Origin of the sequence: Streptomyces sp. NPDC050528 (genome assembly GCF_044457795.1) — a bacterium.
Classification (GTDB): domain Bacteria; phylum Actinomycetota; class Actinomycetes; order Streptomycetales; family Streptomycetaceae; genus Streptomyces.
In genome coordinates this window covers 93,296-113,268 of sequence record NZ_JBITHH010000004.1, presented here as the reverse complement: position 1 = coordinate 113,268, position 19,973 = coordinate 93,296, and the positions used below count along the sequence as shown (strand labels likewise).

Sequence of the window (19,973 nt, the reverse complement as noted above, 5' to 3'; positions counted from 1 at the left end):
CCGGTTTCGATGACACCGTCGGGGTGCCGACCATGCCGACCCGCCTGTTCGTCCGCAGAAGGAGACCCCCGTGGCCAAGATCAAGAAGAAGAAACTCCCCCTCGTCTACCAGCCCGTCGGCCTCGTCCTGGGCCTGGTGAGCGGTGCCCTCGCCGGCCGTGCCTTCCGCGCCACGTGGAAGGCGGTACGGCACGAGGACAACGCCCCCGACCCGCTGGACCGGGACCGCGGCTGGGCCGAGATCCTGCTCGCCGCCGCGCTCCAGGGCGCCCTCTTCGCGGTGGCGCGCAGCGCGGCGGACCGCACCGGCGCGAAGGCCATCGAACGCTCGACCGGAATCTGGCCGGCGAAGGACAAGAGCGGCCGGGAGTAGGGCAGTTGGGACCTGGCCGGCCGGGAGCGAGCCCGCTCAGCCCTGGTCGGCGGCCGTGGGCGGCACCGGGCGGAGCGTGAAGGAGTGGCCGGCCGGGTCCGCGTACACGCGCTCCTCGTGCGGGCCCGGCATGTCCTTGGTCTCCAGCGGACGTCCGCCGAGGCCGATGATCCGGCGCTCGGCCTCGTCCAGGTCCTCCACCAGGAAGTCCAGGTGGACCTGCTGGTTGTTCTCGGAGCGGGGCCAGCTCGGCGGGGTGGCGCTGAGGTCCCTGCGGAACGCCAGCCGGGTCCCGTCGGCGCCCCGGATCTCCACCTGGTCGAGGGTGATGTCCGTCTGCTCGCCGTCCAGCAACTCCGTGTAGAACACGGCGAGTTTCTCCGGCTCGACCGCGTCGAGCACCACGAAGCTAGCGTTGACCAATGCCATGTGTCCTCCGAAGACTGGGGCGGGCAAGGGTCGAGTCCGGTTGCCTCGCCCTCAACGGATATCCCGCTTCGGCGAGTTGATGCCGGGAACCGGAGTCGATCAACGAACGTGCAACAACCGCACGGCTCCCCTGGTTCGCACGGGACGCGCGATGTAAGAGTGGGACGGGTGAAGCCCCGTATCGCCGCAGTGACCCTGGCCGTCTGCACCGCGCTCGCTCCGCTCGCCGGCTGCGGCGACGGCACCGGCGCCCGCGAGTCGTCGCCCTCCCCGGGAGAGCCGACGACAGCGGGCGCGAGCCGAACTCCCGCTCCGGGCAAGGGTTCCAAGGATCCCGACGACATCAACGGCGACGGTCACCGCGACCTGGTGGTGCCGATCGTCGTCGGCGGCGGGGGCGAGGACGCCACGGACGAACGGGTCGCCGTGGTGTACGGATCGGCCAAGGGCCTCGACCCGTCGACCCGCGGGGTCTACGGCCGCGACGACCTGGGCCTGCCCGAACCCGGCAGGCAACTCCTCGCCCCGAAGGGCTCGTTGTCCGCCGCCGACCTCACCACCGCCGATCTGGACGGCGACGGCTTCCCGGACTTCGTCACGACCGTCCAGGGCGCGATGACGTCGGACGGCAACGTCACCGCCCCGCGCACTGTCCCGTACATAGCGTGGGGCGGCCCCGGGGGACCGACCGGGAAGACCTCCGCCACACCGGTCCAACTCCCGCAGAGCGCGAGGAAGTTGGGCGTCCGGTCCGTGGTGCGCGGTGACTTCGACGGCGACGGGCACCACGATCTCGCCGGGTTCGCGTACAACCAGTCGTCCATGGTGGTGATGTACGGCCCGTTCACCCGCTCGGGCACCCCCGCCCGCACCGACACGAGCCTCCCCTGGGCGGACGTAGAGCTCGTCGCCGACGCGATCGACCCGACCGGAAAACCCCGTGCTACCTCGCTCCTGATGCACGCGGTGAGCGACGGCGAACAGTCCGGCAACACGCTCTACACGGCCCGCCGAGGTTCCCGACTGCCCTCCACCGGACGCCAGTTGCGGAGCGGCAACGCCCACGCGTTCGGTGACTTCGACGGCGACGGGCAGCGCGATGTGGCCGTGGGCGACGACGGCAGCCGTAACGACGAACCCGGCTACGAGACCGAGCCGGCCGACGTCGACGGTTCGCTCGCCGTGTATCCGGGCGCCGGCGGCACACCGGTGACGTACCGCCTCCCCGAGGCGCCCAAGTCCGCGCGCACCGACTACGGGCCCGGCGGATACGTGTCCGCCGACCCGGACGGCGACGGCCGGGACGGCATCCTCGTCTCCACGTACGAGGGCGCCACCCTCATCGACGCCGCCCGGCGGACCACGGTCCTGCGCACCGGACCCGCCGAGGAGGGCGGCAGGAAGATCCCGGCGAAGTGGCGGCACGCCCGGCCCGAGGGGGCCGCCGACTTCGACGGCGACGGCAAGGACGAGCTGATCCTGAGCTGGGGCGCCGACCCCAGGTTCGGCTTCTACGGTGAGCGCGCCACGCGCTGGTGGATCACCGACGGCACGACGGCCGCGAACAAGGCGACGTTCACGACGACGAACTTCGCCCCGCGCACCTCCTAGGAAGCCTCGCCCGCCGCACGGATCTCGGCGAGCCGCGCCGCCGCCGCGCTCAGCAGCAGATCCAGGGCGGCCGGGTAGGAACTGTGCCGCATGGTGGCGATGAGATGCCGGGCCGTCGCCGCGATGTGCGGGTGCGTATCGGCGGGCAGCCGCGCGTACGTCGCCTGCCATACGGCGGCCTCCGCCTCACGGGCCGGCTTCGGCAACGCCGTGTTCGCGGAGTCGAGGGCACCGAAGGCGAGCGCCTGGTCGACATAGGCGTGGTAGATCCGCACCGCCTCCACGTCCGGGAACCCGGCCCCGCGCAGCACCCCGAGGATCGCCTCCACGGCCTGGATCTCGTACACCCGCCCGGTCACCCGGTAAGAGCTGAGCACCGCGGCCCGAGGATGCGCGAGCGCCCCGGCATGCACCCGCAGCCCCAGGTCCCGCAGGTCGGCCCGCCAGTCGCCGCTGGGCCGCCAGGTGCGCAAGGTCCGGCCGATCAGCTCGTCCGCGACGGCGAGCATCAGGTCGTCGGTGTGCCGGAAGTACCGGTACAGGGAGCTGGGATCGGCGCCGAGAGCACGCCCTAGCCGACGCACGGACAGCGCCTCGGCGCCATGCTCCTCGATCAACCTCAAGGCGGTCTCGACGATCAGTTCCTCGGACAGGACGACGCCCTGCTTGGTGGGGCGCCTGCGCTGCCGGGCGGCGGCCGGGACGACACGCTCGCTCATACGACGACCTCCTCGCTGCTCGGGTCCGGGTGTCCGCACCTTACGACAACACCGTTGACCTGTTAAGTGCGCGGGCAGTTTCATGTGCGTTCACCGGGGCCGTTCGGGCCCCCCGGTGCGAGCGGAGAGCACGCCATGAACGACCTGCCACCCCCGTCGGGGCCCGCACTGCGCAAGTCCCTCGGTCTGCTGGACGGCGTCGCCATCGCCGCGTCCAGCACGGCCGCGACCACCAGCATCGGCATCGGCCTGGGCGTGACGGCCGGGGTGGTCGGGCTGCATCTGCCGGCCATCATGCTGCTCGCGTTCCTGCCGATCCTGGGCATCGCGGGCGCCTACTCCCGCCTCAACCGGGTCGAGCCGAACGCGGGCAACGGCTATGTCTGGGTGGGCCGTTCACTCACTCCGTGGCTCGGCTTCCTGGTCGGCTGGGTGAACATCGTCGCGACGATCGCCTTCCTCGCGTACACCACGGCGGTCACCGGCTCGGCGATGATCCAGCTGGCCGGAGAAGCCGGAGTGCACCAAGTCGGCGGCCTCACCCTCGATCCGGACTCGACGGCCCAGACGACCGCCGTGGGCATCCTGATCCTCGTAGCCGTCACCCTCACCGCAGTCACCGGCGTCCGCACGGCGGCCCGCCTCCAGACCGGACTGCTGATCTTCGAGTACGTCGTCCTCCTCGGCTTCTGCGGCTACGGCATCGTGACCGGCCCGCACGCCTTCAGCCTCAGCTGGTTCGACCCGTTCGCGATCCCTTCGGCGTCGGCGCTCGCACAGGGCCTCCTCCTGTCGGTGTTCTGCTACTGGGGATTCGAGGCCGCGTTCACCGTGAACGAGGAGGTCCGCGACCCACGCGACGCGTCCCGGGCCGGGCTCATCACCCTGGTGACGATGCTGGGCCTGTTCCTGCTCGGCTCGATCGCCTTCCAACGGGTTTTGTCCGAGGGCGAGTTGGCGGGCCACGGCGCCCAGGGCCTGGCGTACTTCGGCGACCGCCTCGCCTCCCAGCCCCTGGCCGCACTCCCCCTGGTCGCCTTGATGTTCTCGGCGGTCGCCTCCCTCCAGGCGGGCGTCATCCCCACCGCCCGAGGCATGTTCGCGATGAGCCGCGACCGCACCCTCGGCCCAATCTGGGGCAAGGTCAGCTCCCGCTACGGCACTCCGGCCCTCGGCACCCTGCTGATCGGCGCGCTGGCAACGGCAGTTGCGGCACTGTCACTCGTGATCCCCCGCCTGGCCGACATGATCATGGCCACGGTGAACGCCGTAGGAATCGTCGTGGCGCTCTCCTACGCGCTCACCGCCCTGGCCGCAGCCGTCCGCTTCCGCGCCCTCCTCCGGGAGGACTGGCGGCAGGGCATACGCGCGGTCGTCCTGCCCACGCTGAGCGCCATCTCCCTTCTGGCACTGGGCGGTTACCTCGGCTGGTCCTTCTACACGTCCACCGATCACCTCGAAGTCAGCGCGGACAACGGCTGGTTCCTGCTGCTGACCCCGCTGGCGATGATCGCGTCCGGCTTCCTGGCCGCCGCGTGGGCCAAGTGGGTACGCAGATCGCCGTACTTCCACTCGGGCCGAGGCACCGACGCCGACGCGCCGCAGCTCCTCGCCACCTCTCGCTGACCCCGCAAGGATACGAACCATGCACGCAGACCTCCTCTTCACCAACGGCCCTGTCCTCACCCCCGAGGGCCGCACCGCGACCGCCGTGGCCGTCACCGGCGACCGGATCACCGCCGTGGGCCGTGCCGAGGTGCACGAGCTCGCCGGGCCGCGCACTCAAGTCGTCGATCTGGCCGGGCGGTTGCTGCTGCCCGGGTTCCAGGACGCGCATGTGCATCCGGTACCGGCGGGGCTGGAGCTGACCCAGTGCGATCTGACGCGGGCCAAGACGGCCGAGGACACGATCGCCGCCGTACGGGCCTACGCCGACGCTCATCCCGAGCGGGAGTGGATCACCGGGGGCGGGTGGTCGATGGAGGCGTTCGAGGGCGGTACGCCGACGAAGGAACTGCTGGACGCGGTCGTGCCGGACCGCCCGGTGTACCTGCCCAACCGGGACCATCACGGCGCCTGGGTGAACAGCCGGGCCCTCCAACTCGCGGGCATCACAAGGGAGATGCCCGACCCGGTGGACGGCCGCATCGAGCGGACCGCGTCGGGCGAACCGGCCGGAACGCTCCAGGAGGGCGCGATGCAGCTGGTCGGCCGGCTCACGCCACCGGCCACCCGGGCCGACCGCCTCGCGGCCCTGCTGCACGCCCAGCGACATCTCCACGCGCTCGGCATCACGGCCTGGCAGGACGCGCTGGTCGGCGAGTTCCTGGGAATGGACGACCCGTCGGACGCGTATCTCGCGGCTGCCCGGGACGGCTCGCTCACCGCACGCGTGGTCGGCGCGCTGTGGTGGGACCGGGAGCGCGGGGCCGAGCAGATCCCCGAACTGGTCGAGCGGCGGGCCGAGTTGAGCCACGGCCGGTTCAGCGCGGGCAGCGTGAAGCTGATGCTGGACGGCGTCGCCGAGACCGGCACGGCCGCCCTGCTCGACCCGTACCTCGACAAGTGCGGCTGCGCGACGGCCAACCGGGGCACCAGCTTCATCGACCCGGACCAACTGCCCAAGTACGTAACCGAGTTGGACGCACTCGGCTTCCAGTGCCACTTCCACGCGCTGGGCGACAGGGCCGTACGCGACGCGCTGGACGCGGTGGAGGCGGCAAGGGCCACGAACGGGCGGAACGACACCCGACCGCACCTCGCGCACCTCCAGGTGGTGCACCCGGACGACGTGGCGCGCTTCGCACGACTCGGCGCGGTGGCAAACATCCAGCCACTGTGGGCCGCGCACGAACCGCAGATGGACGAGCTGACGATTCCGTTCCTAGGGCCCCAACGGGCTTTGTGGCAGTACCCGTTCGGGGCACTCCTCCGCTCCGGGGCGACGCTCGCGGCGGGCAGCGACTGGCCGGTGAGCAGTCCCGATCCGCTCCAGGGCATCCATGTCGCGGTGAACCGGGTCGAACCCGGAGGCACCGGGCCGGTGTTCCTGCCGGGCGAGCGCCTCGACCTCGCGGCGGCGATCACGGCGTACACGGCGGGTTCGGCGTACGCGAACCACCTGGACGACACGGGCCGCATCACGGCGGGGGCGTTGGCGGATCTGGTGATCCTGGACCGCGACCCGTTCGCCGCTCCGCCGGAGGAGATCGCGGACACGCAGGTAGCGCTTACTTATGTGGGAGGCACGGGAGTCTACGCAGCCCCGGATGCGTGAACAGTAACGGGGATCACGATCGCGGCGCGGCGTAGATCATCTAGGCTCTGGGCAGCCTCGTAACCGCTGATGGGACCAACTTTCGTACCACACAGCGCAGTTCGAGGGTGCGGGCGGTCGAACGGACCGCCCGCTCGCGGTGGGGGGACTCAGTGTTCCGTCTCCCGAAAGGAAGCGCATGCCTCAGGACGTCACCTTCGACCTCCCCTTCGACACTCCCGTCAGCGAGCACCTAGAGTACGCCCGCGCCCGCCATCTGCGCTGGATCTGGGACATGGGCCTGGTCCGCAGCCAGGCCGGGTTCGAGGAGTACCGCTCGTGGGATCTCCCGCAGGCCGCGGCCCGCACCTATCCGTACGCGTCGGCCGCGGACATGGTCGTCCTGATGAACTGGTTCTCGCTGGCGTTCCTCTTCGACGACCAGTTCGACGCGAGCCAACCGGACCGCGCCGACCGAATACTGGACGTGGCAAGGGAGTTGATCGTCACCCCCCTGCGTCCGGCGGGCAGCAGGCCCCGGGTGGTGTGTCCGATCACCGTGGCCTGGGCAGAGGTGTGGGACCACCTTTCGGATGGCATGTCCCTGACCTGGAGGACCCGGTTCGCCGCGTCCTGGGGCCGGTTCCTGGTGGCGCACTGCGAGGAGGTCGACCTGGCGGCCCGGGGCATCGCGGGCACGCTGGACCTCGACGAGTACACCGAGTTCCGGCGCCGTACGGTCGGCATCCACCACAGCATCGACGCCGGCGAACGCAGCCGGGGCTTCGAGGTCCCGGCCCAGGTTCAGGCCCACCCCCTGATGGAGCGCATGCGCGACCTGGCCGCCGACACCATCGCCTTCATGAACGACATCCACTCCTTCGAACGCGAACGCCGCCGGGGCGACGGCCACAACCTCATAGCCGTACTCCACCGGGACCGCGGCCTGTCCTGGGAAGCGGCGGCGGACGAGGCGTACCGCATGACAACCGCCCGCCTCACCGAGTACCTGGACCTGGAAGCCCAAGTCCCCCAGATGTGCGACGAGTTGGCCTTGAACGACACCGAGCGCCTCCGGGTCCACCAGGGCGTGGAGGCCATCCAGCACTGGATCAACGGCAACTACGAGTGGGCGCTGGTGTCGGGCAGGTACGAGGCAGCCAAAGCCGAGTCGGCGGTCAAGGGCTCGGTGGACGACCTCTTGGCCGTCTGACTCGCAGGCATGCTGCTTGGCCAACGGCTGGGCAGCATGCCTGTTTTCAGGGGCGCGGGGAACTGCGCGACCAGCCCCCACGCACCCGCAGACGAAGCACTACCGACTACACCGCAAACTCAACCGGCAGACGATCCAATCGAGACTCCCACGTAGAAGCCGTAGAAGTCAGCTCCTCCACAGCCACCCCCAACCGCAACCCCGGCAGCCGATGCAGCAAAACATCCACCCCCACCTCAAGAATCGCCTGCCCAATACTCTGCCCCGGACATTCATGCGGCCCTGAACTGAACGCCAAATGCGAGTGGTTACCCTGCACGGAAACCCCCGCATCAGGTCGAACCTCAGGATCACCATTCCCCGCGGCAAGCCCCAGCACCAGCAGATCCCCCTCCCCGATCCGATGCCCCCCGAGCTCAAGATCCGCCGTAGCGAACCGCCCCGGCAGAACGGCGAGCGGCGGACTGTCCCACATGACTTCCTCAACCACGGCCGAGACAGTCAACTGCCCACTGACCAGCCCGGACAACTGAGACGCATCGGTGAGAATCCGCTGCAACACCCGAGCCAGCAAATTACTGGTAGTCGTGTGCGCGGCGATCAGCACAAGCCGCAAATGCATCACGACCTCTTCCGCATCGAGCCCCGCCGGATGCCCAAGAAGCGCGGTGGTGAAATCGGACCCCGGCTCGACCCGCTTACGCTCCGCGAGTTCGGCGAGGATCTCGATGATGCGGTCGTTGTGCAGCAACGCGTCCTCGCCCCCTTTGAGAACCTGCGCGCTGGATTCGACCAGCCGATTCCCGTCCCCCGCGGGAAGCCCCAGAATCCGGGTGAGGACAAGCATCGGCAGAAACTCGGCATAGTCCGCCACCAGATCGGCGCGGCCGGTATCCACGAACGCGTCGATCTGCTTGTTGGCGAAGTACGTCGCATGCCGCCGAACCCCCCGCCCGGACGCCGCCAACAGCCCGTCGGTCACCGCGCCCCGCAGCCGCCGGTGCGGCTCCCCGTCCTGGGAGACGCAGTCCGGCCGCCACCCGACCATCGGCATGATCGGCGAGGTCTCCGCCACCCGACCTTCCCGCCAGTCCCGCCAGATCCGCGCGTCCCGGGAGAACTGCCGGGGGTTGTCGAGCACCCGCCGGTTGTCGCGGTACCCGAGAACCAGCCAGGCGGGCACGTCACCTTCGAGCAACACCGGTGCCACGGACCCGTGTTGCTCGCGCAGCCGCTCGTAGATGGCACGCGGATCGGTCGCCGCGTCGGGACCGTACAGGCGCGTGAGGTCGTCGCCCGAGCCATGGGCGACCGGGCAACCCCTCGGCGCATCGGGGCCGTTCGGCGTCTGGTCGGTCATCGGGACTCCAGCGCGACGACGGCCGAGCGTTCCTTCAAGTGCCGTATCAGCGCGACCAGTACGTCACGGCTGGAGGAGCGCTCGCGGGCGTCGAAGGCCACGACCGGGATGTCCGCGGAGATGTCGAGCGCGTCCCGGATCTCGTCGACCGGGAACTCGGGTGAGTCGGGGAAGACGTTCAGCGCGATGACGAACGGGACGTTCTGCCGCTCCATCTCCTCGATCGCCCGGAAGCTGGAGGCGAGTCGGCGGGTGTCGACGAGGACGACCGCGCCGAGCGCGCCCTTGAACAGGCCGTTCCACAGGAACCAGAACCGCTCCTGGCCCGGCGTCCCGAACAGGTAGAGGACCAGTTCGTCGTTGATGCCGATCTTGCCGAAGTCGAGGCTGACGGTGGTCTCCGTCTTGTCGGTCACCCCGATGAGGTGGTCGACGCCGGCGGTCGCCTCGGTGAGGGTCTCCTCGGTGGTGAGCGGCTTGATGTCGCTGACCGAGCGGACCATCGTGGTCTTCCCGGTGCCGAACCCGCCGGCGATCATCACCTTCACCGAGCGGGTGACGCCTTTCCCGACGCTTGTCTCCAGGGCGCCGAAGCCGAGGTCGCCGGGATGGTCAAAGCCGTTGAAGTCCACTGAGTACCTCCTCAAGGAGCGCGAGGTCGGGCCCGCGACCGGTGCCGTGCGCCGGGATGGGGTCGCGGGCTTCGACGCGGTCCGCCTCCAGCAGATCCGTCAGCAGCACCGCGAGAATGTTGAAGGGCAGTCCGAGGTGGGCGCAGAGTTCGGCCACCGACAGCGGCCGGCGGCAGCGCCTGAGGATCTCCTCGTGCTCGGGCTGCATGCCCGGTACGGGCGCCGCGCGGGCGACGACGAGGGTCGCCACGTCAAGGCTCGACGCCGAACCGGCCGGTCCACTGCGCCCTCCGGTGAGGACGTAGTAACGCTCCAGACCGGAGGGATCGGCCGGCCGGCGGGGAGCACTCATCCAGAGTGCTCCTCCAGGCGCGCGGTGGTGCCGAGGAGTTCACCCATCCTGCGGGCCAGGTCCCGCATCTGGTGTCCGAGCAGGCCCTGGTCGAGGCCCTCGCGGGCCAGTACGCCGAGATACGTCTCCACACCCGCGCGGACGACGAAGAGATGGCCGCCGTCGACCTCGATCATCGCCAGCCGCAACTGCCCCGCGTACTTGGGGAATTGCTCGGCGACCGGCTGGGCCAGCGCCTGCAGTCCGGCCACTACGGCGGCGAAGCGGTCCACGTCGTCGGGGTCCTCCGCGCCGAAGGAGGTGATCGCCTTGCCGTCGCTGGAGGCCACGAGGGCGAAGCGGATCTCCGGGATGCTCTCCACCAGATCGCGGAGCGCCCAGCTCACGTCGGTTCCCTGTTGCGTCATGTGGACTCGTCGCTCTCTTCCGTGCTGTGCTCGGTGAACTCGCGGCCCGCGGACGCCTGTTCCTCCCCCGGGGTCTCCCGTCCGGCGGCGGCGAAGGCCGCCAGACCGGCGAAGGAGGCGTCGGGCGGAACGACGGAGACGGCCATCTCCCCGGTCCGCCCGGCCGGTTGGGGCCGTGCCGTCTCGCCGCGCTTGCTACGGCGCCGGGGCAGCCCGCCGGGTGTGGTGTCCCGCGCCTCGGCGTCCGCGTCCGGGGTGCCGGTCGTCGCCGCGGTCGCGGCGGCCTGGAACGAGGGGGTGCCGGTGGCAGCCGCCGCGGGCAGTTGGCTGAAGTACTTGTGCGGTACGACGACGACCACCGAGGTGCCGAGCCAGGGCGAGTCCGCGAAGGTGACGCGGATGCCGTAGCGGCGGGCGAGGGTGCCGACGACCCGCAGGCCGATGCTGGCGTCCTCCGAGACACCGCCGAGTCCGGGGCCCGCGGCGGTGCCGGCGAGGGCGTGTTCGGCCTCGCGCTTGGAGTCCTCGCTCAGGCCCTTGCCGGAGTCCTGGATCTCGATGCCGACGCCGTTCGGGACCTCCTTGCCGGAGACGATCACCGGCTCGGTGGGCGGCGAGTAGCGGGCCGCGTTGTCCAGGAGGTGGGCGAAGATCAGGGTGAGGTGGTCCACCAGGCCGCCGTCGACGCCGAGTTCGGGCAGCTGGCGTACCTCGACGCGGTGGAAGTCCTTGATCCGGCCGATGCCGCCGCGCACCACGCTGAGCAGACGCTGCGGTTCCTGCCACTGCCGGCCGGGGCGGTCCGAGCCGCCGAGCACGCCGACGCTGGCGGCGAGACAGTCGGCGGGGCCGATCTCCTGGTCCAGCTCCATCAGACCGCTCGCGACGGACGGCAACCGCCCGTGCTCGCCCTGGAGTTCGTGCAGTCGGCCGCGGAGTTTGCTGGTCAGTACGTGGATGCGGTTGCCGATGCTGATGACGGCCTGCTCGGCGGCGGTGGAGCGGTTGAACTCCTCCTCGACACCGATGAGCGAGATCCGCAGCACCTTGCGCAGTTCGGCCTGGAGCTCGGCGCTGACCTTCGCGCACTGGCTCGCGGCCGGCAGCAGGTCGTCGATGGCGTCGCCCGCGCGCAACTGCCGGAGTGCCTCGGGGAGTTGCTCATCGGCGAGCCTGGCCACGGCGGCGGTCTGGTGGGCCAGCTGCTCCTGCCACACCTCGGCCCGGGCGTCGAGCTGCGCCTCGTAGGACGCGGCCTGCTCGGTCAGCCGCTCCTCGTACGCCCGTGCCTGCTCGGCGAGTTGGGCCTCGTAGGCGCCGGACCGTTCGACGAGCTGGGCCTCGTACGCATCGGAGTGCTCGGTGAGCTGCGCCTCCAGCGTGTCACGCTCGGCGCTGAACTTCCGTTCCAGGCCCGCCACATGCTGCTGCCACTGCTGGGAGTGCTCGGCCTGCGCCGTACGGAAACCGCTTTCGGAACGACGCAGTCGGGCCTGGGTACGGACGAGCAGTCGTACGCACACGGCACTGGCCACCGTGGCCGTCGCTCCGGCCGCGGTCACGGCTATGCGCTCCGGGCTCAGGAACGTGGCGGCGACGGTCCCGCTCCCCGCGGCCAGCGGCATGAGCCACCAGCCGTACCAGGCGACAGGGGCCCGCGCCGCCGGTGGCGGAGTGGCGAGTTCCATCTGCATCCTTCGAAGCGACACGAACGAACAGGGGGTGCGATGACAGACCGCACTCAGGAGGACGCACCACGAGCCGACCGGTCGGATCACGTCAACTCGCTGCGCCGCAGGGGAGCTTATCGGGTTTGAACCGTAAAAGATCAACCTCGAGGTGGTGCGGAAGTGAGGGTTCCGTCACTCTCCGAAAAGTCTGAACATGGACATGTGTCCAGTTACAGTGGACACATGTCCAAGTGGACGATCCGGGACGACGAGGAGTCGATCGATCATGGAAACGCTCGCGAATGTGCTGGTCGGGCTGGTGGCCGCGCTGCATCTGTACATCCTGGTGCTGGAAATGTTCCTGTGGGAGAAGAAGCCCGGGCGCGGTCTGCACGGCTTCGACCCCGACATGGCCAGAGCCACCGCGCCGCTGGCGGCGAACCAGGGTCTGTACAACGGCTTCCTCGCCGCGGGTCTGATCTGGGGCCTGATCGCCGCCGACCCGACCGGCTTCCGCGCCCAGGTGTTCTTCCTGAGCTGCGTCGTGATCGCGGGGGTCTACGGCACGGTGACGGCGAACCGGCGCATCCTGTTCGCCCAGGCGCTGCCCGGCGCGCTGGCCCTGGCGGCCGTCCTGATCGCCCGGTGAGCCGCGCCGAGCCCGAGGACCGGCGGGCCGCCCGCACCCGGGCACGGCTGCGCCAGGCCCTCCTCGACGAGTGCGCCGAACACCCCCTGGAGGAGGTCGGCGTCGCCGCCCTCGCGCGCCGGGCGGGGGTCGGCCGGGCCACCTTCTACGTCCACTACGACGGCTTGGAAGCGCTTGCGGTCGACGCCTGCGCGGATGTCGTACGGGAGGCGGTGGAGGCCCTGCACGCGTGGCGCGGCCGGCCCGATCCGGTGCACGCGCCGCCCGCGCTGCCGGAGTTCTTCGCCGGGCTGCTCCCCCACGCGGCCCTGTACCGCGCCCTGTTGAGCCCGGGCGGCGGTGGACCGCTCGGCCGGGTCCTGCACCGGGACCTGCGCGCCTACAGCCTCCGCGAGCGCGAACTCGCGGGCGCTGCGGACGCCCCGCTGGTCGCCTCGGCCGTCGCCGGGACCTTCGGCGGGGTCCTCGCGGACTGGCTGCACGGGCTGTTGGAGGGCACGCCGGAGGAAATCGCCGACCAGGTATGGCAGTTGCTGGTCGCGCTGCACATGAGCCGGTGACGGGCGCTCAGGCGCACGCCATGCCGTGCTTCACCAGGGGCCACGCCTCGACGCCGTCCGGCGTGCGGACGTACGCTTTGGACGCGTCGGCCGCGAACCACAAATGCCAGTCGTGGTAACGGTATCCGGTGTCGCGAGCGCTCGCGGGCATCCGGACGTCACCGTCGTAGGGGGCGGTGAGCATCTCGGACGGGAGCACCTTGTCCGGGTCGCGGGCGTACAGCCTGTCCTTCTGGCCTTTGCCGGTCTGCAGGAAGTGCGCCTTCTGCCAGTCGCAGTGCGCGGCGCCGGCCGAGCTGGTCACGACGGTGGTGGGCACGCGGTGTCCGTCCTGGTCGGTCCAGATCTCGTACCCGTGTGCCTTGGTGAAGCTCGCCGGGAGTTCGGCCGGGTCGCAGGAGGCGCTGGTCTCCGGGCCCCAACCCGGCCTGTTCTTACGGTCCTTGGCGACGACGACGGCCACCTTCGTCCGGCCGCCGACGTCGTAGGAGAACAGGACGCGCCCGCCCTCCTCGCGCTCGACGCGGTAGCCCGTGCGCGGCACGTCCGGCTGCTCCATGTCGAAGTAGGCCCGCAGGCCGCCCTCGGGGGTCTTGCCGCCGTCGCCCTTGCTCCAATTCTCGGCGCCGGCGCCCTCGTACATCGTCCCCGTGCACTCCAGCGCCCGGCCGGCCGCGCCCGACTTGTCGGAGCCGGTGGCCCGTACGTACAGCGGTCCGGCGTAGGACGTGGCCGGTGGTGTGCCCGCGACCACGACGGCCTCCCCGTCCTCGCTGCCGCAACCCAGCGCCGTCACCGCCACCAGCGCGGCGACCCCTGCGAGCCCTCTGCGCATACCTGCCCCCTCACGTCTTGTTCCTACGACGCACGGGCGGGCCGAAACGTTGGGGTCAGCGGGCTTCCTGGAACGTGCGTCGGTACGCCTGAGGGGAGACCCCGATCGCCGCGTGCAGGTGCTGTCGCAGGGACGCGCCCGTCGCGAAGCCGACGCGGCCGGCGATCTGGTCGACCGAGAGGTCGCTGGCCTCCAGGAGGTCGCGGGCGCGGGCGACCCGCTGCTGGATGAGCCAGCGACCGGGGCTGAGGCCCACCTCGTCGTTGAAGCGGCGGGCGAAGGTGCGCAGGCTCATGCCGGCGTGCCGGGCCAGGTCGGTCAGGGCGAGGGGCTCGTCGAGGCGGGTGAGGGCCCAGTCGCGGGTGGCGGCCGTGCTGGTGACCCCGGAGTCCGGCACCGGCTGCTGGATGTACTGGGCCTGGCCGCCGTCGCGGAACGGCGGGACGACACAGCTGCGAGCGACCGCGTTGGCGAGTTCGCTGCCGTGGTCCGTGCGCACGATGTGCAGGCAGATGTCGACTCCGGAGGCCGCGCCGGCGGAGGTGAGGATGCGGCCGTCCTGGACGAAGAGCACGTCCGGATCCAGGTCGACCTGCGGATACAGGGCCCGGAAGCGGTCGACCACCTGCCAGTGGGTGGTCGCGCGGCGGCCGTCCAGGAGACCGGCGGCCGCGAGCACGAAGGCGGCCGTGCAGATCGAGACGATCCGCGCGTCCGGGCGGATCCGGGTGAGGGCGGCGGCGATCTCGTCGGGCAGCCCGGTGGGGATGCGCGGGGTCGCCATCGAGGCGACCACGACCGTGTCCGCCGTTTCGAGGATCTCGGGTCCGTGCTCGACCGCGACCGAGAAGTCGGAGTTGGTGCGCACCGGACGGCCGTCGACCGTGCAGGTCAGCACCTCGTAGCGGCCGTCGGCCGCGCCGAAGATACGGCTGGGGATGCCCAGCTCGAAGGGGTAGACGCCGTCGAGCGCCAGGACCACGACCCGTTCCACATGCTGCATGGCACGATTCTATCGAAGGTTGGCCATCATGCCATTTCCTTGTCGTGCCGGACCCGGCAGGCTGACTGACCATGAGCACTGTGAACACCATGCGCGTCATCACGCAGAACGCCCTCGGCGGTCCCGAGGTCCTGGAAGAAGTACAGGTCGAGCGCCCCGAGCCGCGCGCCAACGAGATCCTGATCCGGGTCCGCGCCGCCGGGGTCAACCCCACGGACTGGAAGCACCGGGCCACCGGCGGCTTCCTCGGCGAGCCGCCGTTCACCCTCGGCTGGGACGTCTCCGGCGTCGTCGAGGCCGTCGGCGTCGGCGTCGCCCGCTTCGCCCCCGGCGACGAGGTCTTCGGGATGCTGTCCTACCCGTGGGGCCACGGCTCGCACGCGGAGTACGTCGCCGCCCCTGCCCGCGCCTTCGTCCACAAGCCTGCCGGGATCGACCACGTCCAGGCGGGCGCCCTGCCCCTGGTCTCGCTGACCGCGTGGCAGGCGCTCGTCGAGAACGCCGAACTCCAGCCCGGACAGCGGGTGTTGATCCACGCCGCGGCCGGCGGGGTCGGGCACGTGGCCGTCCAGATCGCCAAGGCGCGCGGCGCCTATGTGATCGGCACGGCGAGCGCGGCCAAGCACGACTTCCTGCGCGAGCTCGGCGTCGACGAGGCGATCGACTACCGGGAGAGCGACTTCGCCGAGGCCGTGAAGGACGTCGACGTCGTCCTCGACATGCTCGGCGGCGAGACCGCGCTGAAGTCGCTGCGGGTGCTGCGACCGGGCGGGATCGTGGTCTCCATCGTGCCGATGGGCAAGCCGGACTTCTACGAGGAGGCCGAGCGGCTCGGCGTACGGGCGGTCCGGATGCTCGTCGACGCCGACCGCGCCGACATGGAGTCGATCGCGGACCTCGTCGAGACGGGCAAGCTGCGCGCGACGGTCGCCAAGACGTTCCCGCTGGCCGATGCCGCCGAGGCACACGCACTCGGCGCCACCGGCCGCACCGCGGGCAAGCTGGTGCTGACGGTCGACTGAGTCGAAGGGTCAACACCGGTTGGCGAGCCGGGAGTTGAGCACGGGCCGGTGGTCAGACGGTGAGTACCGGCTGGTGAGCCAGTAGGTCAGTACCGGCCCGTGGTCAGAAGGTCAACACCGGCTTGATCGCCTTGCCCGCGCTCATGTCCCGCACCGCCTGGTCGATGTCCGCGAACGGATACGTGGTGATCAGGCGGTGCAGCGGCAGCCGCCCCGTCTTGACCAGACGCACCAGCGCGGGGATGAAACTCTGCGTCTCGCTGTCGCCGAGCGTCAGACCCACGATCCGCCTCCCGGGGAGCAACCCGTTGACGTCCAGGGCGACTTCACTGCCGAACGGCGGCGCCCCTACGACGACCAGCGTGCCCCGGGCGGCCAGCGCGTCGGCGCCCTGGCGGAGGACGCCGACATTGCCGGTCGTCTCGACAACGCCGTCGGCACCCTGGCCGTCGGTCAGTACCGCGAGGGTCTCACCCAGGTCGGCCTCGCCCGCGTTGACGGTGTGGGTGGCGCCCAACTCCTTTGCCAGCGAAAGGCGTTCGGCTACCCGGTCGACGGCGATGATCGTGGTGGCCGGGGTGAGCGCGGCCGCCATCACCGCGGACAGCCCGACCGCTCCGGCGCCGAGCACCACGATCGTGTCGCCGAGCCGGGGTTTGAGGACGTTCCAGACCGCGCCGACCCCGGTCTGAACTCCGCAGCCGAGCGGGGCGATCGACTCCAGCGGCACATCCGGGTCGACCTTCACCAGGCTGCGCTCGTCGACCAACGCCCGTTCGGCGAACGAGGATTGACCGAAGAAGTGCCCGCCGAGGGGCTCACCGTCGCGGCTGATGGTGCTGCTGCCGTCGGCACGGCGACCGCCGATGAGGTTCAGTGGAAGCCAGGTCGCGCAGTAAGCCGGGTGTCCGCCCTGGCAGTTGCGGCAGTCGCCGCAGGACGTGAAGGACAGGACGACATGGTCGCCGGGAACGACACCGGTGACGGCCGAGCCGACCTCCTCGACCACACCGGCGCCCTCATGACCGAGAACTCCCGGAAGCGGAAAGGGCAGTCCGCCGCTCGCCGCGCCGAGATCCGTGTGGCACAGGCCTGTTGCGACGACCCGGACGAGCGCCTCGTGCGGTCCGGGTTCGGCCAGTTCGACGGCGGCGAGGGTGAAGGGCGCGCCGCCCGACTCGACGACGGCCGCGCGCGTGGTGGTGGACATCGTACGAACTCCTAGGTGGGATAGGTCAGTCGAGGGAGACGACGACGGACTTGGTCCGGGTGTACGCGGCGAGGCCCTCGGGGCCGTACTCGCGGCCGAAGCCGGAGTCCTTCACGCCGCCGAAGGGGACGTTGGGGTCGAGCATCGCCCAGTCGTTGATCCAGACGATGCCCGCCTGGAGCCGGTCGGCGATGCGGTGGGCGCGGCCGAGGTTGCCGGTCTGGATGCCCGAAGCCAGGCCGTAGGGCGTGGAGTTGGCGAGTTCGACGGCCTCGTCCTCGGTGTCGAAGGGCTGCACGGTGAGGACCGGGCCGAAGATCTCCTCCTGGATCACCCGGGAGTCGTTGGCGAGGTCGGCGATGACGGTGGGTTTGTAGTAGTAGCCGCCGTCCAGGTCGAGGCGTTCGCCGCCGCAGACGATGCGGGCGCCCTCCTTGCGGGCGAGGTCGACGTACTCCTCGACCTTCCGCAGATGCTTCTCCCCCGCCATCGGCCCTACGACGGTCTCGGGCAGCCGGGGGTCGCCGAGGGGTACGCCGGGGACGGCGTCGGCGAGGATGTTGAGGAGGGTGCTGTAGACGGGGCGCGCGACCAGCAGGCGGGGGCCGCCCATGCAGAACTGGCCGGTGTTGAAGACGAACCCCTTGATGACCGCGCCGACGGCCTTCTCCAGGTCGGCGTCCTCGAAGACGAGATGGGCCGCGTTGCCGCCGAGTTCCATGGTCACGGGTACGAGGTTCTCGCCGGCGACGCTCGCGGCGTGCCGGCCGACGGCGGTGGAGCCGGTGAAGGCGATCTTGTCGACGCCCGCGTGCCGCAGCAGGGCCTCCCCGGCGACCGGGCCCGCGCCGGTGACGACGTTGACGACACCGTCCGGGACGCCGGCCCGCTGGAGCAGCCCGGCCATGTAGAGGGCGCTGAGCGGGGTCTCGTCGGCGGGCTTGTGGACCACGGTGTTGCCGGCCGCGAGGGCGGGGGCGAGTTTCGAACCGGCCAGAATCAGCGGGAAGTTGAAGGGAGTGATCGCGGCCACCACGCCGAGCGGCTCGCGCTTGGTGTAGGCGAGCGCGTTGAGCGGGGTGTCGCGGGTCGAGCCGTCCAGGGAGAAGGCGAGGGCGGCGTAGTGCTCGTAGTCGTTGGCCGCGTTGGTCACGTCGACGGCGTGGCACAGGGTGATGGGTTTGCCTACGTCCAGGCTCTCCAACTCGGCCAGTTCGTCGGCGTTCTCGCGGATCAGCTCGGCGACGCGGTGCAGGACCCGGCCGCGTTCACGGCCGCTGAGCCCGGACCAGCGTCCGCTGTCGAAGGCTTCGCGGGCGGCGCGGACGGCGGCGTCCACATCGGCGGGGCCCGCCTCCGCGACCGTGGTGACGACCCGGCCCCGGGACGGGTCGACCACCTCGGTGCGCGCTCCGTCGGCGGCCTCGCGCCACTGGCCCCCGACGAACAGGCGGCCGGGTTCGATCTCGAAGGCGGTCATCGCCACTCCTCAGCATCGTTGCCAGGACTATCGTTGCCAAGATTTCAACCAACAGGATTCCTGTTGGTTTTGCGTCTGGTCCGCAGTCTCATTACAGACAGGTTTCCTGTCAATGCTCTAGGGTGAATCCATGGCTGAATCCCTGGTTGGCGTCCAAGCGACAAAGGCACCCCCGTCCCTGCTGTACATGGTCAAGCAGGTGGAGCTGGTCGTCCGCTCACGCCTGGACGAGCTGGTCAGGCCGTACGGGATCACCGCACTCCAGTACACCGCGCTCACGGTGCTGGAGCGACACGACGGCCTGTCCGCGGCGCAGCTCGCCCGGGACTCCTTCGTCACCGCGCAGTCCATCGCCGATCTGGTGCGCTCGCTGGAGGGGCGCGGGCTGATCGGCCGGGAGCGCAATCCGCGCAATCGGCGCGAGCTGCTGATCCTGCTGACCGAGGAGGGGCGCGAGCTGCTGGCGGGGTGCGCCGGGCCGGTGCGGGAGCTGGAGGAGCGGATGGTCGCGCAGCTCACGGCGCATCAGAGCGAGCAGTTCCGGCAGGCGCTGTCCAAGGCCTGGCACGCACTGTCGTAGGTCCGGGGGCCGTCGGCCCGGGTCCTGACGCCCGCCGTCCGGTGAACCCGGGCGTGCGCCGGTCCGTGGCTGCCGCGCACATCACAGAAAGCTCTGGCTAGATTCGAAGACATATGTCAATCGAACATGCTCAAATTCACTCCATCGAGGGTAACTTGCAGGGCGGGGAGCGCTTCTACGCTCAACCCCGCTTCACCGAGGGCCGGTTGGAGGCGAAGTGGACGTGCAGCAGGACCCCGCGCCGCTGACCCGGCATCTGCGGATCCACCGGGATCGCGGGTTCACGGTGCTGGAGTTCCGGGGGGAGATCGACATCGCCGCGGCGACGGAGATCCTGCCGTACCTGGACCGGGTGACGGCGCGGCCCCGTGCGCGAATCGTGATCGACCTGAGGCAGGTCGAGTTCTTCGACTGCTCGGGGCTGCGCCTGCTCTTCCGGGCCCGGCAACGGGTGGTGGAGCGGGACGGGCGGCTGCATCTCGTCTGCACCCACCCGCTGACGTTGCGCATCCTGCGGGTCACCGGCCTCAACCGGCTGTTGCCACCGCTGCCGACGCTGGACGCGGCCCTGGAGCAGCCGGAGGCCACGTCCGGCACGTTGTGACCCGCGCT

The 19,973-nt window shown here is 70.5% G+C and carries 21 protein-coding genes; 10 read left to right on the top strand and 11 right to left on the bottom strand.

The features are described from left to right. Positions 1-70: 70 nt before the first annotated feature. Positions 71-373 carry a DUF4235 domain-containing protein gene (locus tag ACIBK4_RS15415; protein WP_366435315.1) on the top strand — a complete coding sequence of 101 codons (303 nt, stop codon included), beginning with the start codon at positions 71-73 and terminating at the stop codon, positions 371-373. A 36-nt stretch (positions 374-409) separates the two neighbouring features. On the opposite strand, the gene ACIBK4_RS15410 is transcribed toward ACIBK4_RS15415, so the two are convergent. Continuing rightward, positions 410-802 carry a VOC family protein gene (locus ACIBK4_RS15410; RefSeq protein WP_398995161.1) on the bottom strand — a complete coding sequence of 131 codons (393 nt, stop codon included), beginning with the start codon at positions 800-802 and terminating at the stop codon, positions 410-412. A 168-nt stretch (positions 803-970) separates the two neighbouring features. Here ACIBK4_RS15410 and ACIBK4_RS15405 point away from each other — a divergent pair, with 168 nt between their 5' ends. Then, positions 971-2,413 carry an FG-GAP-like repeat-containing protein gene (locus tag ACIBK4_RS15405; protein WP_398995160.1) on the top strand — a complete coding sequence of 481 codons (1,443 nt, stop codon included), beginning with the start codon at positions 971-973 and terminating at the stop codon, positions 2,411-2,413. Here the strand turns inward: ACIBK4_RS15405 and ACIBK4_RS15400 are convergent. Continuing rightward, on the bottom strand, positions 2,410-3,132 hold the full coding sequence (locus ACIBK4_RS15400) for a TetR/AcrR family transcriptional regulator (protein WP_398995159.1): 723 nt from the start codon (positions 3,130-3,132) through the stop codon (positions 2,410-2,412). The genes ACIBK4_RS15405 and ACIBK4_RS15400 overlap by 4 nt on opposite strands. Before the next feature lie 135 nt (positions 3,133-3,267). Here ACIBK4_RS15400 and ACIBK4_RS15395 point away from each other — a divergent pair, with 135 nt between their 5' ends. The 3 genes from ACIBK4_RS15395 to ACIBK4_RS15385 all read left to right on the top strand — a co-directional run bounded on the left by ACIBK4_RS15395 (position 3,268) and on the right by ACIBK4_RS15385 (position 7,601). Further along, positions 3,268-4,758, top strand: coding sequence for an APC family permease (locus ACIBK4_RS15395; protein ID WP_398995158.1), 1,491 nt, complete (start codon positions 3,268-3,270; stop codon positions 4,756-4,758). Between the two features lie 19 nt (positions 4,759-4,777). Then, positions 4,778-6,409 carry an amidohydrolase gene (locus ACIBK4_RS15390; RefSeq protein ID WP_398995157.1) on the top strand — a complete coding sequence of 544 codons (1,632 nt, stop codon included), beginning with the start codon at positions 4,778-4,780 and terminating at the stop codon, positions 6,407-6,409. 178 nt (positions 6,410-6,587) lie between these two features. Further along, the gene (locus ACIBK4_RS15385; RefSeq protein WP_398995156.1) at positions 6,588-7,601 is read left to right on the top strand and encodes a terpene cyclase; all 1,014 of its coding nucleotides are present in this window, start codon (positions 6,588-6,590) and stop codon (positions 7,599-7,601) included. Positions 7,602-7,707: 106 nt separating this feature from the next. On the opposite strand, the gene ACIBK4_RS15380 is transcribed toward ACIBK4_RS15385, so the two are convergent. The 5 genes from ACIBK4_RS15380 to ACIBK4_RS15360 are packed head-to-tail and all read right to left on the bottom strand — an operon-like array spanning position 7,708 to position 12,040. Beyond that, positions 7,708-8,961 (bottom strand): cytochrome P450, encoded by a 1,254-nt coding sequence (locus ACIBK4_RS15380; protein WP_398995155.1) that lies wholly within the window; start codon positions 8,959-8,961, stop codon positions 7,708-7,710. After that, complete coding sequence (locus ACIBK4_RS15375) at positions 8,958-9,593, bottom strand: GTP-binding protein (protein WP_398995154.1); 636 nt, start codon at positions 9,591-9,593, stop codon at positions 8,958-8,960. The genes ACIBK4_RS15380 and ACIBK4_RS15375 overlap by 4 nt, the downstream gene beginning before the upstream one ends. Further along, positions 9,574-9,945 (bottom strand): DUF742 domain-containing protein, encoded by a 372-nt coding sequence (locus tag ACIBK4_RS15370; protein WP_398995153.1) that lies wholly within the window; start codon positions 9,943-9,945, stop codon positions 9,574-9,576. The genes ACIBK4_RS15375 and ACIBK4_RS15370 overlap by 20 nt, the downstream gene beginning before the upstream one ends. Further along, positions 9,942-10,352, bottom strand: coding sequence for a roadblock/LC7 domain-containing protein (locus tag ACIBK4_RS15365; RefSeq protein WP_019057749.1), 411 nt, complete (start codon positions 10,350-10,352; stop codon positions 9,942-9,944). The genes ACIBK4_RS15370 and ACIBK4_RS15365 overlap by 4 nt, the downstream gene beginning before the upstream one ends. Then, on the bottom strand, positions 10,349-12,040 hold the full coding sequence (locus ACIBK4_RS15360; protein WP_398995152.1) for an ATP-binding protein: 1,692 nt from the start codon (positions 12,038-12,040) through the stop codon (positions 10,349-10,351). Before ACIBK4_RS15360 ends, ACIBK4_RS15365 begins: the two co-directional genes overlap by 4 nt. A 268-nt stretch (positions 12,041-12,308) precedes the next feature. On the opposite strand from ACIBK4_RS15360, the gene ACIBK4_RS15355 reads away from it, so the two are divergent. After that, positions 12,309-12,671: a DUF1304 domain-containing protein gene (locus ACIBK4_RS15355; protein WP_398995151.1), complete on the top strand. Its 363-nt coding sequence runs from the start codon at positions 12,309-12,311 to the stop codon at positions 12,669-12,671. Continuing rightward, positions 12,668-13,231 (top strand): TetR/AcrR family transcriptional regulator, encoded by a 564-nt coding sequence (locus tag ACIBK4_RS15350; protein WP_033278906.1) that lies wholly within the window; start codon positions 12,668-12,670, stop codon positions 13,229-13,231. Before ACIBK4_RS15355 ends, ACIBK4_RS15350 begins: the two co-directional genes overlap by 4 nt. Before the next feature lie 7 nt (positions 13,232-13,238). Here the strand turns inward: ACIBK4_RS15350 and ACIBK4_RS15345 are convergent, their stop codons facing one another. Together ACIBK4_RS15345 and ACIBK4_RS15340 are read right to left on the bottom strand one after the other, a co-directional pair. Further along, positions 13,239-14,066, bottom strand: coding sequence for a hypothetical protein (locus tag ACIBK4_RS15345; protein WP_398995150.1), 828 nt, complete (start codon positions 14,064-14,066; stop codon positions 13,239-13,241). A gap of 55 nt (positions 14,067-14,121) precedes the next feature. Continuing rightward, on the bottom strand, positions 14,122-15,069 hold the full coding sequence (locus ACIBK4_RS15340; RefSeq protein ID WP_398995149.1) for a GlxA family transcriptional regulator: 948 nt from the start codon (positions 15,067-15,069) through the stop codon (positions 14,122-14,124). Positions 15,070-15,140: 71 nt separating this feature from the next. Between ACIBK4_RS15340 and ACIBK4_RS15335 the strand changes: the two genes are divergently transcribed. After that, the gene (locus ACIBK4_RS15335) at positions 15,141-16,091 is read left to right on the top strand and encodes an NADP-dependent oxidoreductase (RefSeq protein WP_398995147.1); all 951 of its coding nucleotides are present in this window, start codon (positions 15,141-15,143) and stop codon (positions 16,089-16,091) included. 103 nt (positions 16,092-16,194) lie between these two features. Here the strand turns inward: ACIBK4_RS15335 and ACIBK4_RS15330 are convergent, their stop codons facing one another. Next, the gene (locus ACIBK4_RS15330; RefSeq protein WP_398995145.1) at positions 16,195-17,301 is read right to left on the bottom strand and encodes an NAD(P)-dependent alcohol dehydrogenase; all 1,107 of its coding nucleotides are present in this window, start codon (positions 17,299-17,301) and stop codon (positions 16,195-16,197) included. Positions 17,302-17,326: 25 nt separating this feature from the next. Further along, positions 17,327-18,781 (bottom strand): aldehyde dehydrogenase family protein, encoded by a 1,455-nt coding sequence (locus tag ACIBK4_RS15325; RefSeq protein ID WP_398995144.1) that lies wholly within the window; start codon positions 18,779-18,781, stop codon positions 17,327-17,329. Between the two features lie 130 nt (positions 18,782-18,911). Here ACIBK4_RS15325 and ACIBK4_RS15320 point away from each other — a divergent pair, with 130 nt between their 5' ends. Further along, the gene (locus ACIBK4_RS15320) at positions 18,912-19,361 is read left to right on the top strand and encodes a MarR family winged helix-turn-helix transcriptional regulator (protein ID WP_398995143.1); all 450 of its coding nucleotides are present in this window, start codon (positions 18,912-18,914) and stop codon (positions 19,359-19,361) included. A gap of 223 nt (positions 19,362-19,584) precedes the next feature. After that, positions 19,585-19,965, top strand: a complete 381-nt coding sequence (locus tag ACIBK4_RS15315; RefSeq protein WP_398995773.1) for an anti-sigma factor antagonist — start codon at positions 19,585-19,587, stop codon at positions 19,963-19,965. Positions 19,966-19,973: the final 8 nt, after the last annotated feature.